The organism is Peribacillus sp. NPDC094092, from assembly GCF_050279365.1.
Taxonomy (GTDB): domain Bacteria; phylum Bacillota; class Bacilli; order Bacillales; family DSM-1321; genus Peribacillus.
The window spans coordinates 40884-57174 of the sequence record NZ_JBNNUC010000011.1; the positions used below are offsets into that span (position 1 = coordinate 40884).

A 16291-nucleotide genomic window follows, 5' to 3' on the forward strand; every position below is an offset into this window, starting at 1 on the left:
TATTCCATTATCTATTAAGCCGAATTTTCGTAATTGAATCATCACCTACTAATATCACTCCACAAAAAACTAGTTTTTCTGTGACCATATCCGAATTCTTACCCACCCACAAAAAGCAAGCTGCATTCTTTCAAAATGCAGCTCGTTCATTCTTCCTGAAATGGCTTGAAAGGCAACCCGGTCCGTAACACCCCTTTTGTCTCAATTCCCCCCAACCCCTTCTCTCCGGTTAATGTATTCCTAAGGACATCCCATACATGAATATGATCGGAAAAAGGCGTAAAGCTTATCTTTCCGACGATATATACCGGATCAAGAGCATGTATATTAACACGTGAAGGAGAACTTGCAAAATTTGCCCCCGCTTGGATCAGCGATTCAAAATGCGACTGACAAGCCCCGGCAAAAATAATCAGCTGGTCTAAATGAGAAACCCTTCTTCGCGCTTCTCTAACCGTCTGTACAAAATCCTTTGAGTGACGGTAGGCATTAATATCGGATATCGGTCCTTTTGATTTTGAATAGGCATCATGACCGGTGACGACGAGAATGTCCGGCCGATAATGGTCCAGCAACCCCCCGATTCTTTGGGGCATTTCCTTTTCATTGCAATAGATGCCATTGACCGGAATACTGAATTTCTGATATAGATCCATGCATTTCCTTAAGTACGATGCATCGCCATCAACATGGAGGACCCTCCCTGGTATCTGAAAGTATTCACCACTGTACCGATAGCCGTTACTGGATTGATAGCCATTTTTTTGTTGTTGGAGCTCTAGATCTTGTGTTAATAAGCGGTAAGATTGTTCTTGAAGAACCTCATTCGACCTTTGTCGATCATTTCTTTCATTATCATTAATGATCATTAAATCTTGAAAAGGTGCATCTGCAATCAGTCGGATATCTTCCCCATAAAGAACAGCTTGACGCCTTCCGTCAATATCACGGATATCGATTACCCGGAACAATACGTCGCATTTATAAGAAACCCGACCAACAATATCGTTTATTTGAATATTCATGGCCCCACCCCATGAGAAGACTTATTTTCAGCCCGCCCTAGTTTATTTTCATTCTTAAGTTATGCGAACCATTCTTGAATGGTGAAAGGTGGCGATTGATTACATTTTCGGATACGTTCCCTCATGCTTGGCCAATTTCAAAATAAAAAAAGCCGGAAACTGGGATTGACCCCATTCCGACTTGAATCTTTACCATTTCCTTTTATTTAAAATTCGGCAATAATGCATCACTTAGGCGGCCAAATTCTTTTATGCTAAGCGTTTCCCCCCGCCTGGATGGATCCACTTCCGCGGCTTCGAGTGCGGCAAGTATAAGTTCTTTTTTCGATTTGCCATCTGGCAGCTGACTGGTTAAGTTATTTAAAATCGTTTTTCGACGCTGTGCAAAGCTCGCACGGGTCACAGTGAATAAGAAATCCTCATCCAGGACCTCGACGATCGGCTTCACCCGCTTTGTAAGGCGTATTACAGCTGAATCCACATTAGGCTGAGGCATGAATACCGTTTTGGGTACTATCATCACGGTTTCGGCTTCGGTATAATATTGAATGGCAATGGATAAAGAACCGTATTCCTTTGTCCCGGGTTTTGCGGAAATTCGATCAGCCACTTCCTTTTGCAGCATGCATACGATGCCTCTAATCGGCAGGTCTTCGGACAATAGCTTTAAAATGATGGGCGTCGTGACATAGTATGGCAGATTTGCAACAACCATCAGGTCCGAAAAGCCAGCAAATTCCTCCTCGATGACCTTCTTGACATCAGCCTTGAGAACATCCCCGTGAATGATGTTTACATTGCTATAAGGAGACAGCGTATCCGATAAGATGGGCAGAAGACGCTGATCAATCTCAAAGGCCGCAACTTTTTTGCTGCTTTTCGCCAGTTGTTCCGTCAAAGCCCCGATTCCCGGCCCAATTTCGATGGCGCCGCTTTCCTCAGTCAAATCGGCATGTTCGACAATACGTTTCAAGATATTCGTATCGATTAAAAAGTTCTGGCCTAAGCTCTTTTTAAAGGAGAATCCATATTTCTTTAATATTTCTTTCGTTCTGACAGGGGTTGCAATATCCTTATTCATTTTTTTCCTCCTGAATTATCTGTACCATCGCTTTTTCAAAAGCCTCAGTTGATATTTGGAACATCTTTAATCTCTTATATAACTGTTTACCATTGGTAAACCCGATTTTCAAAATAGATCCAAGTTTTTCCCTTCGTTCCTTGGCACCGGATCCCCCGATTAAACCTGCATCTATTAATTCCTGCTGTGAAATCTCTTCTGAAGCCTCTTCATCCATTAATTGGGCTTCCTTTAAAGCGTTACGAATTGCCTCAGGAGAAGCATGTTCCACACCAATTCCTCTACCTGACTTAGGAAGGGCTTCCTCCTTCGATAAAAAGGCGTGTTTACAGCCTTTTACTTGTTCTGAAATTATATTCCTGATTTTTTGACCAGGAAAATCAGGGTCTGTGAAAATGATGGCTCCACGTGTCTTTTGTGCAAGCCTCACCTGCTCGATGCAAGACTCGTTCACCGCAGAACCGTTCGTTTCTATTGTATCAGCATTAACAGCCCTTTTTATTGCTACCGTATCGTCTTTTCCTTCTACAACAATAATTTCTTTAATCTTTTTCATGGTTTCCTCCATACAGAAAAGCGCAAGCGCTTTGATTAGCTCTTGGATAAACGCAACCGGTCCCCCGTAAGAATTTCCGGATAGAAGATCACACACATATATTGAAATCTTATGGAATGATGAGACGTCTATCTTATTAAAACAGTTTTACATAGGGTTTTTCAACAAGTGGAAAATAAAACGCAAAAAACAGGAGACGAATTCATCTCCTGCGAGAGAAACCTTATTAGTCCAATACGCGAACCTTTACCCTCTTTACACCCCAACGATAGGCATCATTTTTTGAGGAAAAGAAGACGTCAATCCTATTTCCCTTTATTGCCCCGCCTTTGTCAGCAGCTACTGCATAGCCATAGCCATCCACATATACTTTCGAGCCCAAAGGAATTACGTTTGGATCGACAGCGATGATTTTCGCACCCGGATTACTCTTTAGGTCCACCCCTGTGGAAGTGACACCGGAACAGCCCTTACAACTGGCCGTATAAGCTGTTGATGATACGTATATTTCTTTTCCACTTGGAGAACTTACGTTAGTTACTCCCCGTGATGCCTGGGCAACCGTCGTTCGAGTTCCGACCGTTACAACTTTATCCTGCTTTTCATTAACTACTTTTTCTGAAAGTAATTCTCTTTTAACCTCTTTGCCATTTTCTTTAATAACCTCATATTTCTTGGAAATGAGTCCGTCTTTTCCTTCTTTGACAATTTTCTCTTTCCCTTTTGATAAAGAGTCATCTTTTTTAGTTATGACAGCAAAGTCAACTGGTTCTTCCACTACATCGGTGACTTTTTCAATTCGAACTACGTTTACCGTATTCTCAGCTTCAACTTTTTCGGTTAATTCTGGCTTAACTCGATCCAAATCATTGAGTTTTACTCCTTGTTGCTTTAAAAAGTCAGCGACAGTAGTCGAAGTTGACCATACATGCTTTTCGTCTCCACCCACCACTAATTTCAGTGAAAAGGCTTTGTCTATGGCAACTTCCATATTCGCTTTCAGCTTCGTACTTTTCGAAGGGGTGATCTTATCCTGTTCCTTCACACTTAGGTTTTGGTCTTTTAAAAGTTCGTCTACCGTATCGGCCGTGGACCAAACATCCTTCCTCTTACCATCCTGTACCATGACGATTTTTTGTGCTGGCTTCCAAACCACCTCTAAATCATCATCAACCTTGGCGGTTCTAGATGGGTGGACATAATCTGCAGCTTTAACGGTAATCTCTAAATCTTCCAACATATCATTTACAGTAGCCGCGTGTGTCCGCACTACCTCTTTTTTTCCGTCTAGCATGATTGTTACTGTATCCTTTGTTCCTTGATATATCAATATTCCCAATGCTGTAGAAACAAGAATAGCACTGCAAATGGCAATTGCCATTCTCTTCTTCCCAAAAGGTTTGGGAATAAGGTTTTTCATAGTTTTTAATAGAATGAAAAACTCCTCCTTCCTCCCGGTGATTATATAGACTTAGTTATCAAGCTGTCAACCCATTCACTTCTCATTAAGGAAATTACTACCTATTATGCATATTTCATGTTGAAAAGGAAAGGGCGACTTCTCGACATAATAAGCCTATAGTTGGAGTGAAATTTGTAGAAACCTTAAAAAAATTCAATTTTAGCTAGAGAACACCGGGAGATATTGTAAAAAAAAATGTCAGTTAATGCCGAATAATTTCTTGGCATTTTCTGTTGTTGCCTGGGAAACTTCCTCTAATGTAAGTTGTTTGATTTCTGCAATTTGTTCAGCAACAAGCTTCACATACGAGGGTTCATTACGCTTCCCTCTATAAGGATGCGGGGCCAAGTATGGACAATCGGTCTCTATCAGTAAACGGTCTAAAGGTACGGCTGCTGCCACTTCCTTTGGCTTTTTTGCATTCTTGAAAGTCACAGGGCCACCCAATGAAATATAGAAATTCATATTGATGCATTCCAAAGCCGTTTCCGCACTTCCGCTGAAGCAATGCATGATGCCACCAACCCTTGATGCCTCTTCTTCCTTGAGTATGTTCACGATATCCGCGGTCGCTTCCCGATTATGGATGATAATGGGCAGCCCCACCTTTTTTGCCAATCGGATTTGCTTCCTGAACACCTCCATTTGAACATCTTTCGGTGATTTATCCCAATGATAGTCCAGGCCCATCTCACCAATGGCCACAACCTTTGGATGATTGGATAATTCCTCTATCCACTGTAAATCCTCTTCTGTCATATCTATAGCATCCACAGGATGCCATCCGATTGCGGCATACATGAAATCATAAGCTTCTATCAATTCCATTGCCCTCATAATAGTAGGCCGGTCAAAACCAACGACTACCATATTATTGACTCCTGCTTCCTTAGCTCTGTCTATTACGTCTTCGAGATCCTCGTTGAATTGTTCCGCATTAACATGTACGTGTGTGTCAAATAACATTATTTTTCTTCCTTTCTAGCACTATTTTATTAAAAAATGAAAGTTTTATGTTTCACATTTAGGTAACAAAAAGATTACAAAGGAGCCTATATGCCCAACAAATAAATGCAGAACCAAAAACTACCCCTGTATTCAATTACTTTTTCCAAAAGCATAAAGAAAAAAACATAAAAATGTTTCATATGAAACACCTTTATGTTTTCATCAGATTATTTCACCTTTGAACCATTAGGAATCGATGAATCTATTGTAGCGACTGAAAGCACACCATCCTGGCTTCCCGCCAAAATCATTCCTTGAGAGAGCTCGCCACGCAGTTTAACAGGTTTCAAATTAGTTACGCATATCACTTTTTTGCCTACTAAATCTTCAGGTTTATAGTGCTGTGCAATGCCTGATACGACTTGGCGTTTCTCATAACCCAAATCAAGCTGAAGTTTAAGAAGCTTATCCGCCTTCTTTACTGGCTCAACTTCCATGACCTGAGCAACACGAAGCTCCACTTTAGTAAAGTCATCTATCGTGATTTCATCAACTTCGGGAATCGTCTCTTCCACTTTTTCCTCGGCCTTTGGGGCGCCACCCTGCATTTGATCTTTAATATATAAAACTTCCTCTTCCATATCCAGACGAGGGAAGATCGGCTCTCCCTTAGAAACTTTTGTTTCGGCAGGAATTTGACCGAACTCCGCTAAACTGTCCCAGGACTTCAACACATCATCTTTGATGCTAAGCTGAGCAAAGATCTTTTCAGGTGTTTGCGTCAAGAACGGTTTCAAAAGGATTGCCGTCCTGCGCAATGATTCCGCCAAATGAACCATGACACTGGCAAGGTCTTCTTTCCTTGATTCATCTTTAGCAAGAGTCCACGGCTGGGTCTCATCAATGAATTTATTAGTTCTGCTCACGAGTTGCCAAATAGATGTTAGTGCAACTGAAAATTCCATGTTTTCCATTGCTTCCTCATACTTGCCTACCGTATCTTGGTTCATTTCAAGCAAAGCCTTTTCGAATTCGCCATTGGATCCTTCGTAATTTGGAATCACACCATCAAAATACTTATTGACCATTGCAACTGTTCGATTTAATAAATTCCCTAAATCATTTGCCAGATCAAAATTGATCCGTTCCACAAACCCTTCCGGTGTAAATACTCCATCTGAACCAAATGGCACTTCACGCAATAAGTAGTAGCGTAAAGAATCCAAACCGTAACGATCAATCAATGTAACGGGATCCACTACATTCCCTTTCGATTTGGACATTTTACCATCTTTCATGAGAAGCCATCCGTGGGCAAAGACTTTCTTTGGAAGCGGCACGTCAAGAGCCATTAACATGATCGGCCAATAGATCGTATGGAAACGAACGATTTCCTTTCCGACCAGATGTACATCAGCAGGCCAATAATTCAAGTATTTAGAATCATTATCCGTTCCATACCCTAATGCTGTTATATAATTGGTCAATGCATCAATCCATACATAAATAACATGCTTTGGATCTCCCGGCACCTTGATGCCCCAGTCGAAAGTAGTACGTGAAACGGCCAGATCTTCCAATCCAGGTTTGATGAAGTTATTGATCATTTCGTTTTTGCGGGATTCCGGTTGAATGAAATCCGGGTTTTCCTCATAAAACTTCAGTAACCGATCCGCATATTTACTCATCTTAAAGAAATAAGATTCCTCTTTCACCTTTTCAACAGGCCTGCCGCAATCAGGACAGTTTCCATTGCTTTCTTCCACCTGACGTTCCGTGAAGAAAGATTCACAAGGTGTACAATATAATCCTTCATATTGGTCCAAATAAATATCACCCTGGTCCAATAGCCTTTTGAAAATCTTGGCTACGACCTCTTTATGGCGATCTTCCGTCGTCCTGATGAAATCATCATATGAAATATCAAGCTTATTCCAGAGCTCTTTAATCCCTGATACGATATTATCTACATATTGCTGTGGAGTGACTCCTTCCTCAGCCGCTTTACGCTGGATTTTTTGACCATGTTCATCCGTTCCCGTTAAATACATGACATCGAAGCCACGCATCCTTTTATAACGAGCCATGGCATCACCTGCCACTGTCGTATACGCGTGCCCTATATGTAAATTACCACTCGGATAATATATGGGTGTCGTGATATAGAATGTCTTTAATTTATCTTGCACTTCGTTCCCTCCTCATCATTTGAAAAGCCGGCTATGGGACTGGCCCAAGCCATATGAATATATTTTAAGCTATTATCTCTATTTTAACGCTATATACAATTCTGCGCGACTTTAATCACCAATCTAATCATCCTATTAATCGAATAAAAAATACAAGTAAATCTCATTTTAACAAGAAGGATGATGTAAGTGAACTTCCTTATGACAGCATTACCTCTTACCTCAACAAAATATACCTAAATTTCTTTTTTTGTGCAACAACTCACATATTCATAAACTTTTCGAAAATTATCCTTAATTCAGAACTTTTGTTTTGAAACTAAATTATATTTAATCATATAATAGTGAAGTATGTTTTTATATGCATACTTTGTCGAAATGTGGTGAAGTGAGTAGTTCTTTGTTTTCTGCTATTTCCTCACTTTTAAAGATATAACCGATTTTTTCTCTTTAAATGCCTTTTTGTTACACGAGAAGGGCCATGTTATTTCTTACAAAAAAATGAAAATAAATCATTGACGAATTTGGGAATGGCTGGTATTATAAATTTATAAAAAAATTTGTCGAATATTGGCGAAAAAAATAGAAATAGGGTACTAGATTGTAACTGAGAGGAGAAATTTATAAATGAAATCTACAGGTATTGTTCGTAAAGTTGATGAGTTAGGCCGGGTGGTTATTCCAATCGAACTTCGTCGTACATTGGGTATCGCTGAGAAAGACGCTCTTGAAATCTATGTTGATGATGAGCGCATCATCTTGAAAAAATACAAACCAAACATGACTTGCCAAGTTACAGGTGAAGTTTCCGATAACAATCTTACACTTGCTAATGGTAAATTGATCCTTAGTCGTGAAGGTGCTGAATTACTTATTCAAGAAATTCAACAAAACTTCACTGCTTCTAAATAAATGTTTTATAAAAAAACTTCCGGTCTTCGGAAGTTTTTTTTATGTTTATTATTATGGTATATCAATGTGATACGCTTGATATACATCACGTTTTTGCATATTTCGATCTTTTGCGACCTGCTTGATTGCATCCTTTGAAGTGAACTGCTTGGTTTCTATATAATGATTAACATGACCGACGATGTCAAGGGCCATCCACCAAGCTTCTTCTGATTCATCTTCCGACCATTGCCCACCTTCAATTATTAAACAGAACTCACCGCGAATTTCGGATTCCATCGCCCATGACAATGCTTCACTCACAGTCCCTCGGATGAACTCTTCAAATTTCTTGGTTAATTCCCGGCATAATACTATACGGCGGTCACCTAAAATTTCATGCATATGTTTCAATGTTTCTTTCAATCGATGTGGCGATTCATAAACGATCCAAGTCGATTCCATTTTTTTTAATTTTTCCAGCTCCTGCTTTTTTTCTTTTGCTCCCCTTTGCAGAAAGCCATAAAAGTAAAAAGGCTGAGGAATCAGTCCTGATGCGATCAATGCAGTTAATGCAGCATTGGCCCCTGGCAACGGGATGACTTTAAACTGTTCGGCAATGGCATCTTTGACCAGCTCATATCCCGGGTCGGATATCGTCGGCAAGCCTGCATCACTCACCAATGCGATAACCTCTCCAGACCGAAGCCTCTCCAGCATTTGCTTCCCGCTATATTCCTTATTATGTTCATGGTAACTGACGATTGGTGTCGAAATTTCAAAGTAGTTGCATAATTTCTTCGTATTTCGCGTGTCCTCAGCAGCAATGACATCCGCTTCCTTCAAGATTCTTAAAGCCCGGAAACTCATATCCTCAAGGTTCCCTATCGGTGTAGGAACCAGATATAGAGCTGGCTCCAATCCTTCTTTTTCAAAACTCTTTTGCTGCCACATATCATATATCCTCCTTTGCCATCCACTTTTGCTTTTGTTTTCTTGTTAATTGCTTAAACTTATACTCAGCCTGCATGGCCAATGTCCGTGTTTCGAATATTTCATGATAAATCAGTTCAACCGGGGTCCTGCCTCGTGTATACTTTGCACCCTTGCCAGTATTATGAGCATCGATCCTGCGGTGCAAATCATTCGTATACCCGGCATAATAGCTGCCGTCCCTGCATTTCAAAACATAAAAATAATGCTTATTCCTCTCCATATAGAATCCTTCTGATTTCCGGATTATACTCATTTTGATCATTATATACAACAAGCGGAGGAAGAATCTTCAAATCAGGGTTGCCGTCCTTTATCCCTTCTATAAGAATCGTATTCGCTTCTTTTGAACTCTTAGGATAAACGAATTGCAGGCGCTTCGGTTCAATTCTGTACATCCTCATGAAATGCAGGATATCCATCAGACGGCCCGGTCTATGAACGAATGCAGCTTTCCCGCCTTGACGCAGCAACTGGCTTGTCACACGCATGACGTCCTCAAGATTACACATTATTTCATGTCGGGCAATTGCAAAGTGCTCATTTTTGTTAATTTCCTCGATGGATGGCGTCGGGAAATAGGGTGGGTTGCAAGTAACGACATCATACTTGCTATAGCCTATCTGTTTTGGAATTTCCTTTATATCCCCATGTATCATCTCGATTTGGGAGGATACGCCATTATAGTCCATGCTCCTCTTGGCCATGTCGTATAACCGCTCTTGTATTTCAACACCTGTAATTGTCCCTTTCGTTCTAGTACTCAGAAGCAACGGTATGACCCCATTACCTGAGCAAAGATCTACGATTTTCCCTTTTTGGATCGGTACATTTACAAACCTTGATAATAAAACGGCATCTAATGAAAAAGAGAACACTGATGGGCTCTGGATGATCCTTAAATTCTCAGCCAATAGATAATCCAGGCGCTCATCGCCTTTAAGTTCCACCATTACTGTTACCCTCCTAATCATGTATCGAAAAAGCATGTTTAGGGACCATGCTTCTACATTACTATCGTACAAAAAAGGGGTCTGACTCATAGTATGCGTCAGACCCCGAATCACTATATATTGTAAACGGTCTATCTATCACGTAAAAGAAACATCTTTTATATTATTCCTTTATCACTTCTTGTTTAAAAAAGATAAACAGAACAGGCAATCCCCTTCTTTTCGTAAACTGCCAAAGTGCAGATTGCAAATATGAAAGCCTTCTTGATAGATACGGGCTAAATTATCATAGCCTTCCCCGATATCCATAACCTTGTCCGTACTTGCGGTACGGTTTTTCACTTTTTGTTTGACCTTTACTGCAGCAGGCGCACTTTCGACTTCCACAAGGCCCAAACGATGGCGCAAATGCTCTTTCTCCAGCTTGAGCGACTGATTTTCCTCAAGGATTTCAGCTAAGTTCTGCTTCAATTCTCCAAGCTGCTTATATAATTGGCCTATCTGGGTTTCCATATTGGTCACCGACTCAAAAATATCTTTCTTATCCACGCTCTCCCACCACCTTAATAATCTGTGGCTTGAATAGAAACGGCTCCCTCTTTTAGAATCTCATCTAGAGTATACTCTAATACTCTTTCTTGCTCGATTAGTTCAATCTGAAGTACGCGTTCTAGAATATTAAGCCCCACTACCTTGCCTTTGCCACCAGGCGTATTAATCATTTCACCTAAATCAGGAAGCATTTCCTTCGCACTTTCATACTCATCATTTTCATATTTCAGACAGCACATCAATCGACCGCATAAACCTGAGATTTTTGTAGGGTTCAATGATAAATTCTGATCCTTGGCCATTTTGATGGAAACCGGTTCAAAATCACCAAGAAATGTGGAGCAGCAAAGCATTCTGCCACAAGGTCCGATGCCACCAAGCATCTTTGCCTCATCCCTTACCCCAATTTGACGCAGTTCTATGCGAGTTCTGAATATGGCAGCTAAATCTTTGACTAAATCACGGAAATCCACGCGACCATCCGCTGTAAAATAAAATACGACTTTATTTCTGTCGAAAGTATATGACACATCAACCAGCTTCATATCCAGTTTATGCTCCACAACCTTTTGACAACATATAGAATAAGCCTCTTCTGCAGCCGCCTTGTTTTCGTCTACAATCAGCTTATCTTTTGCATCAGCGACCCGAAGTACTTTTTTCAATGGCAGGACAACATCGTTTTCATCTACTTGTTTTCGGGCTGTAACGACTTTACCGAATTCAACACCGCGGACAGTCTCCACTATTACAAAATCGTCCTTAGGAATAGCGAATTCACCCGGATCGAAGTAGTATATTTTGCCCGCCTTTTTAAAACGGACACCTACAACATCATACAAATCATGATCCCTCCTGCAAATTCAGCACAAGCTGTTCCATCAACAGCTGTGGATTCGTGTTGGACATCAGCTTCCTTTTTGCTTCCAAAATGCAACCCATATGTTCAGCTAGGCGTCTTGGGGAAAGATGAAGAGCGTGAGTTTCAAATTCCTTCAGTTTATTTTGGAACACAACGAAGTCCTTTTTGTCCAACTGAATGTATAATAAATCCTTATATATAAGAAGTAACAAATCAAGACCTCTGTCAACCTGTTCTCTTTCTTTAAAGTGTGTGGACCAATCCGTCTGAAGGTACAGCAAGGCCTTCAAGGAATTAAGTTTTAACACTTCATATAATTTTACCACTATTTTTTGAGCTTGTACAAACCATTCATCATGACTAAGCCCGATTCCAGCTTCCACATTCTGTGTTATGTGTGCAATAACCGAAGCCAGCTGTGGTTCTACATCCTGTTCCACCAGCTTCCGTTTCACATTCTCAGGAGATAATGGCTTGAACGAAATCACTTGGCACCTTGATAATATAGTCGGCAGAATCCTCTGAAGCTGTTCGGTCATCAATATTGCTACAGTATCAGCCGATGGTTCTTCTAAAAATTTCAATAGACTGTTGGCTGCCCCCACCGACATTTTGTCTGCATCGGCAATCATATAAACCTTCCGATCTGCCTCTACGCTTTTTTTCGAAAATTCTTCCTGAAGCCCCTTAATTTGTTCTTTCTTAATTGAGAGACCGTCCCTTTCTATCAAATGGACATCCGGATGATTCCCACTTGAAATCCGTTTGCAATTCCGACAAAGTTCGCATGGCTCATAACCTGCAGTCGGGGCTTCACATAGTAAGCTTTTAGCAAAGGCATTGCTAATGTCTTGCTTGCCTGTCCCTTTTTCCCCTTCAAATAAATATGCATGAGCCACCCTTTTCTTCGTTATGCTATTTTGCAGCATCGTCATTACCTGCGGCTGAATTCGACTCATGTCCTGCCATGTTTTATCCAAAACCATCAACTCACTTAAGTATATAAATTAATCAGAAGACCTTTAATCTCGCCTATCATTTCCAATATTTCAAGCGAGCTTCTCTCTTTATTAAGAATTTCCTCACTTAACTCAACCAATCTTACATCTATCGTTTCCACGGTTTTCAACGGCCTGCTCTGTCCATATTCGTTCCAGCTCGTGGATTGCTTCAGTTCCAGTCCATATTCAACCGCTTCCTTAACAAACCGTTTCACCAATGCTTTATATTTTGCCAATTCCCTAAAAGTGCGTGACCTCACTAAACGCTGACCCGCCCCTTCAATATCGCCTAACAAATGGTTCAATGTTTGGATTTGCATCTTTTGATCCTGTGTCTGGACCATTTGTTTAAATTTCCCATTTTCAATTTGAAACTTTTTGGCATCCTGGCGCGTTTTATCCAGCTTTATAGGGATTTCGTGGTTGATTTTCATAATGAACCTCCCTGAAACTAACCGTTAAAATTGTAAAAAGTTTTCAACCGGCAGAACAAAAATGGTCGCACCGCCTACTTGAATCTCCACTGGGTAAGGTACATAGGATTCGGCATTCCCGCCCATCGGTGAAACCGGTGATACTAATTGGGATCGTGACTGACAATTCTGTTTAATGATCTGGATGGCTTTGTCAACACGTTCATCCTCTGTGCCAATCATAAAAGTCGTATTGCCTGATTTTAAAAACCCGCCAGTGCTGGCTAGTTTGGTCGTTCCGAAATTATTTTCTACTAATTCATTCAGCAGGCGATGACTATCCTTGTCTTGAACGACAGCAATGATCATTTTCATTCTCATCATCCTCCGGTTACTCTGAATTTTTACTAACTCCATTATAGCAACTAGTCCTTGTCTGGAATAGTATTGGTTGAATAATATGGAAACCTGTTTATTTAGTTTCCCGTTTCGCTAAAAATTTCAGCAAACTGGCTTTCGTTTCCTCAAAAACTTCATCTATTGTCCGGCCTGCGTCCACGATAATGAAACGGTCTTTCCACCTTTTTATAATGAACTGATACCCCTCACAAACTTTTTTATGGAAGTCGAGCGCTTCAAGATCCAGGCGGTTCACTTCACGTTCCCCATTGGACTGGATACGTCTCAATCCCTCTTCTGGGTCTATATCAAAAAAGAACGTGGCATCTGGCATCATATCTCCAATTGCGAATTTATTGATATTATAAACTTCCTCTATATCCAATCCTCTTGCATGACCCTGATAGGCTAACGAGCTATCTATGAATCGGTCACAGAGGATAATTCCCCCTCGTTCCAACTCAGGCATGACCACTTCCACTAAATGCTGACGCCTTGCTGCTGCATATAATAGAGCCTCTGTTCTAGAATCCATGGCTGTATTGTCTTTATTAAGGATCACTTCCCTGATTTGCTCCGAAATGGGGACACCCCCCGGCTCACGCGTTAATAGGACTTGATAGCCTTCTTGTTGCAGGACCTTGCCAAGCATTTGGGTAATTGTTGTTTTCCCGGCACCCTCAGGCCCTTCCATTGTTATAAAAATACCACGTTTCATCGATGTACCTCCAAGGTTCTTTGTTTGTAGTATATCATTTTAATGCCTGCTTTCATAAACGATCAACTCCCCGTTTGAAAGGGAGGAACCACCATGAAACCTTGATCCCAGTTCCAGCAGTCTCCTCAGATTGTATATATGCTCAGGGGTAATCATTTCCCCGGACATAATTAAAGGGATTCCCGGCGGATAGGGAATGACCATCTCGGCAGATATCTCACCTACTGCTTCCCGTATTGGGACGGGTTCTGATTTACTATGCTTCATGACGGAGTATGGCATTTCAAGTTCTGTCAATGACCTTCCATCAGGCAATGGGACTCCAAGATCTGATTCCTTGTTTCCAGTTTTGTTCTCAGTGGCACTTTTTATAGTTTGAACGATTTCATGAAATGGAAATTCAGTACCCATTTTTAATAAGGGTAAAATCATTAATAAATTATGAGGATCGGCCAATTCCGTAAAAATGCCTTCGGCTTCAAATAACTGCTGTAATTCAAACCCGCTTAACCCATTTGTTGATTGAATGACCACTTTCAATGGGTCTGCCAAGGTGCCTAGTGGCGCCTCCATCACTCTTACCGTTTGCAGGGCACCTAATTCCCTTCTGAAGTCTGATATCTTTTCAATAAGGGATATTTTATCTTCTGATGTAAAATTGGCTAAGAAGGCCCTGGCCAAGTCAAGCGATCCCATAATTGGATAAGATGGGCTGCTCGACTGAAGCATTTGTAAATAGAATGAAACTTGATCGACATCAACTAATGATGAATTCACATGAAGAAATGACCCCATCGTCATGGCCGGCAGTGTTTTATGCGCTGAATGGACAACGGCATCCGCCCCTGCCAAAATTGCCGGCTTAGGAAATGGACTTCCTAACTGAAAATGAGCGCCATGTGCCTCGTCCACCAGCACAGGAACCCCCTTTTGATGTGCGAGTCGCACCATTTCCGTCAAGTCTTCACCAAGCCCATAATAATTAGGGTGGGTAACAATGACGGCTTTGACATCTGGATGTACACTCAAGGCTTCTTCCATTAATTTTGATCCCACACCGCCAGCAATGCCCCACTTCTCATAATAAGCTGGTTGTACAAAGATCGGCTTTACATTCGCTAACATCAATCCATGTAAAATTGATTTATGGCAGTTTCTTTGGACAAGGACCTTATCACCTTCCCGGCAGGTCGCAAGGATCATGGCAATGTTTCCTACGGTGGACCCATTAACCAAAAAATAACTCCGCTTCGCCCCATATAGGTCAGAGAGTAGCTGCTCTGACTGTAAAATGGCACCCTCTGGAGCATGGAGGTCATCTAAACCGCTTATTTCCGTGGCATCTATACCCAGAAGGGAATTGTATAAGGCTTGGCCCTTTTTATTAAACACCCACCCATTTTTATGCCCTGGGACATGCAGGGATATTGGGCTTTTTTTATGAAAAGCACTCATTGCATCGAACAACGGTGTCTGTGATTGATTCATTTTCCTCTTCCCTCATATCATAGTATTTTTTCATTTTATCAAATAAGTTCAATTTTATCTCATATTGCGCCGGCTGAAAGCCCAATTATGCGTTTCCACACATGTCTGTTTGGAGGGAACATACAGAAACATGGGAGCATGTTGCCAAGCATTCTTCTAAAGTACCAAAAAAAGAATCAGAGATTAAAGAAACACATCATTTCTTTTTCTCTGACTCTTTAACTTTCCACATACTATTGTTTCATGATAATATTTCAGGATTAGTGATTTTTCTTAATTGCTTTAGGTAATATTGGTACTTGGGATCGTTCGTATCCGTCCTGATCATATCCCTTTCGCATTCCTCACAAATAAAAGTCGTATATAGATGTATACCCATCCCTTTTATTTGTTCACAAACCGCGCACGTTTCCCCTGCCGTTGTTTTGGTTGTTGTTGTCCCCAACATCTCCACCTCCATACCTGCATTCTCCCCAAAAACCATTGTTCGCATACATTAATTTAAATAGTTTAAGAGAACCGGGGATGCTTTTAACAATGTATGATGAAGGATTTCAATACGTGTATGTCTTTATAAAAGTTTCCTTAATTGATAATTCCTTTATATCCAATGATATTTCTTTGCATTATGCAAAAAAAGACCAGCCGAATAGCTGATCTTTTTAAATGGCTTGGCGGCGTCCTACTCTCACAGGGGGAAACCCCCAACTACCATCGGCGCTGAAGAGCTTAACTGCCGTGTTCGGAATGGGAACGGGTG

Annotated in this window: 18 protein-coding genes and 1 rRNA gene; 1 reads left to right on the top strand and 18 read right to left on the bottom strand. The window is 40.9% G+C overall.

What is annotated here, in order from left to right; genetic code table 11:
• Positions 1 to 146: 146 nt before the first annotated feature.
• The 6 genes from yabG to metG all read right to left on the bottom strand — a co-directional run bounded on the left by yabG (position 147) and on the right by metG (position 7261).
• Positions 147 to 1025: a sporulation peptidase YabG gene (gene yabG / locus ACQKNS_RS26210; RefSeq protein ID WP_230301919.1), complete on the bottom strand. Its 879-nt coding sequence runs from the start codon at positions 1023 to 1025 to the stop codon at positions 147 to 149.
• Between the two features lie 202 nt (positions 1026 to 1227).
• On the bottom strand, positions 1228 to 2106 hold the full coding sequence (gene rsmA, locus ACQKNS_RS26215) for a 16S rRNA (adenine(1518)-N(6)/adenine(1519)-N(6))-dimethyltransferase RsmA (RefSeq protein ID WP_427646123.1): 879 nt from the start codon (positions 2104 to 2106) through the stop codon (positions 1228 to 1230).
• The gene (gene rnmV, locus ACQKNS_RS26220; protein WP_427646124.1) at positions 2099 to 2662 is read right to left on the bottom strand and encodes a ribonuclease M5; all 564 of its coding nucleotides are present in this window, start codon (positions 2660 to 2662) and stop codon (positions 2099 to 2101) included. The genes rsmA and rnmV overlap by 8 nt, the downstream gene beginning before the upstream one ends.
• A gap of 226 nt (positions 2663 to 2888) precedes the next feature.
• On the bottom strand, positions 2889 to 4043 hold the full coding sequence (locus ACQKNS_RS26225) for a ubiquitin-like domain-containing protein (RefSeq protein ID WP_427646125.1): 1155 nt from the start codon (positions 4041 to 4043) through the stop codon (positions 2889 to 2891).
• Positions 4044 to 4322: 279 nt separating this feature from the next.
• Entirely contained in the window at positions 4323 to 5090 is a 768-nt protein-coding gene (locus ACQKNS_RS26230) for a TatD family hydrolase (protein WP_427646126.1), read from the bottom strand.
• 209 nt (positions 5091 to 5299) lie between these two features.
• Entirely contained in the window at positions 5300 to 7261 is a 1962-nt protein-coding gene (metG, locus tag ACQKNS_RS26235) for a methionine--tRNA ligase (protein ID WP_427646127.1), read from the bottom strand.
• Between the two features lie 627 nt (positions 7262 to 7888).
• On the opposite strand from metG, the gene ACQKNS_RS26240 reads away from it, so the two are divergent.
• Complete coding sequence (locus ACQKNS_RS26240; protein WP_048689982.1) at positions 7889 to 8173, top strand: AbrB/MazE/SpoVT family DNA-binding domain-containing protein; 285 nt, start codon at positions 7889 to 7891, stop codon at positions 8171 to 8173.
• A 51-nt stretch (positions 8174 to 8224) separates the two neighbouring features.
• On the opposite strand, the gene rsmI is transcribed toward ACQKNS_RS26240, so the two are convergent.
• From rsmI to rrf, 12 genes are all read right to left on the bottom strand, one after another.
• The gene (gene rsmI, locus ACQKNS_RS26245) at positions 8225 to 9106 is read right to left on the bottom strand and encodes a 16S rRNA (cytidine(1402)-2'-O)-methyltransferase (RefSeq protein WP_427646128.1); all 882 of its coding nucleotides are present in this window, start codon (positions 9104 to 9106) and stop codon (positions 8225 to 8227) included.
• A 1-nt stretch (position 9107) separates the two neighbouring features.
• Positions 9108 to 9368: a GIY-YIG nuclease family protein gene (locus ACQKNS_RS26250; protein WP_427646129.1), complete on the bottom strand. Its 261-nt coding sequence runs from the start codon at positions 9366 to 9368 to the stop codon at positions 9108 to 9110.
• Positions 9355 to 10098 (bottom strand): tRNA1(Val) (adenine(37)-N6)-methyltransferase, encoded by a 744-nt coding sequence (locus ACQKNS_RS26255; RefSeq protein WP_427646130.1) that lies wholly within the window; start codon positions 10096 to 10098, stop codon positions 9355 to 9357. Before ACQKNS_RS26255 ends, ACQKNS_RS26250 begins: the two co-directional genes overlap by 14 nt.
• A gap of 174 nt (positions 10099 to 10272) precedes the next feature.
• Positions 10273 to 10611: a DNA replication initiation control protein YabA gene (gene yabA, locus ACQKNS_RS26260; RefSeq protein WP_370662572.1), complete on the bottom strand. Its 339-nt coding sequence runs from the start codon at positions 10609 to 10611 to the stop codon at positions 10273 to 10275.
• Between the two features lie 50 nt (positions 10612 to 10661).
• Complete coding sequence (locus tag ACQKNS_RS26265; protein ID WP_061440314.1) at positions 10662 to 11492, bottom strand: PSP1 domain-containing protein; 831 nt, start codon at positions 11490 to 11492, stop codon at positions 10662 to 10664.
• A gap of 1 nt (position 11493) precedes the next feature.
• Positions 11494 to 12498: a DNA polymerase III subunit delta' gene (gene holB / locus ACQKNS_RS26270; protein WP_427646131.1), complete on the bottom strand. Its 1005-nt coding sequence runs from the start codon at positions 12496 to 12498 to the stop codon at positions 11494 to 11496.
• Positions 12499 to 12506: 8 nt separating this feature from the next.
• The gene (locus ACQKNS_RS26275; protein ID WP_427646132.1) at positions 12507 to 12947 is read right to left on the bottom strand and encodes a YaaR family protein; all 441 of its coding nucleotides are present in this window, start codon (positions 12945 to 12947) and stop codon (positions 12507 to 12509) included.
• Positions 12948 to 12971: 24 nt separating this feature from the next.
• Positions 12972 to 13301: a cyclic-di-AMP receptor gene (locus ACQKNS_RS26280; protein ID WP_063235895.1), complete on the bottom strand. Its 330-nt coding sequence runs from the start codon at positions 13299 to 13301 to the stop codon at positions 12972 to 12974.
• Between the two features lie 97 nt (positions 13302 to 13398).
• The gene (tmk, locus tag ACQKNS_RS26285) at positions 13399 to 14043 is read right to left on the bottom strand and encodes a dTMP kinase (RefSeq protein WP_427646133.1); all 645 of its coding nucleotides are present in this window, start codon (positions 14041 to 14043) and stop codon (positions 13399 to 13401) included.
• Positions 14044 to 14082: 39 nt separating this feature from the next.
• Complete coding sequence (locus tag ACQKNS_RS26290; RefSeq protein ID WP_427646134.1) at positions 14083 to 15531, bottom strand: aminotransferase class I/II-fold pyridoxal phosphate-dependent enzyme; 1449 nt, start codon at positions 15529 to 15531, stop codon at positions 14083 to 14085.
• Positions 15532 to 15772: 241 nt separating this feature from the next.
• Positions 15773 to 15991: a sigma factor G inhibitor Gin gene (locus ACQKNS_RS26295; protein ID WP_141993387.1), complete on the bottom strand. Its 219-nt coding sequence runs from the start codon at positions 15989 to 15991 to the stop codon at positions 15773 to 15775.
• A 209-nt stretch (positions 15992 to 16200) separates the two neighbouring features.
• Positions 16201 to 16291 (bottom strand): 5S ribosomal RNA (gene rrf / locus ACQKNS_RS26300); the annotation flags it as partial.

Excerpts from the sequence above, each read along its gene's own strand:
- yabG (WP_230301919.1), bottom strand. The coding sequence starts at position 1,025 with ATGAATATTCAAATAAACGATATTGTTGGTCGGGTTTCTTATAAATGC.
- rsmA (WP_427646123.1), bottom strand. The coding sequence starts at position 2,106 with ATGAATAAGGATATTGCAACCCCTGTCAGAACGAAAGAAATATTAAAG.
- rnmV (WP_427646124.1), bottom strand. The coding sequence starts at position 2,662 with ATGAAAAAGATTAAAGAAATTATTGTTGTAGAAGGAAAAGACGATACG.
- ACQKNS_RS26225 (WP_427646125.1), bottom strand. The coding sequence starts at position 4,043 with ATGGCAATTGCCATTTGCAGTGCTATTCTTGTTTCTACAGCATTGGGA.
- ACQKNS_RS26230 (WP_427646126.1), bottom strand. The coding sequence starts at position 5,090 with ATGTTATTTGACACACACGTACATGTTAATGCGGAACAATTCAACGAG.
- ACQKNS_RS26240 (WP_048689982.1), top strand. The coding sequence starts at position 7,889 with ATGAAATCTACAGGTATTGTTCGTAAAGTTGATGAGTTAGGCCGGGTG.
- rsmI (WP_427646128.1), bottom strand. The coding sequence starts at position 9,106 with ATGTGGCAGCAAAAGAGTTTTGAAAAAGAAGGATTGGAGCCAGCTCTA.
- ACQKNS_RS26250 (WP_427646129.1), bottom strand. The coding sequence starts at position 9,368 with ATGGAGAGGAATAAGCATTATTTTTATGTTTTGAAATGCAGGGACGGC.
- ACQKNS_RS26255 (WP_427646130.1), bottom strand. The coding sequence starts at position 10,098 with ATGGTGGAACTTAAAGGCGATGAGCGCCTGGATTATCTATTGGCTGAG.
- yabA (WP_370662572.1), bottom strand. The coding sequence starts at position 10,611 with ATGGAAACCCAGATAGGCCAATTATATAAGCAGCTTGGAGAATTGAAG.
- holB (WP_427646131.1), bottom strand. The coding sequence starts at position 12,498 with ATGGTTTTGGATAAAACATGGCAGGACATGAGTCGAATTCAGCCGCAG.
- ACQKNS_RS26275 (WP_427646132.1), bottom strand. The coding sequence starts at position 12,947 with ATGAAAATCAACCACGAAATCCCTATAAAGCTGGATAAAACGCGCCAG.
- ACQKNS_RS26280 (WP_063235895.1), bottom strand. The coding sequence starts at position 13,301 with ATGAAAATGATCATTGCTGTCGTTCAAGACAAGGATAGTCATCGCCTG.
- tmk (WP_427646133.1), bottom strand. The coding sequence starts at position 14,043 with ATGAAACGTGGTATTTTTATAACAATGGAAGGGCCTGAGGGTGCCGGG.
- ACQKNS_RS26290 (WP_427646134.1), bottom strand. The coding sequence starts at position 15,531 with ATGAATCAATCACAGACACCGTTGTTCGATGCAATGAGTGCTTTTCAT.
- ACQKNS_RS26295 (WP_141993387.1), bottom strand. The coding sequence starts at position 15,991 with ATGGAGGTGGAGATGTTGGGGACAACAACAACCAAAACAACGGCAGGG.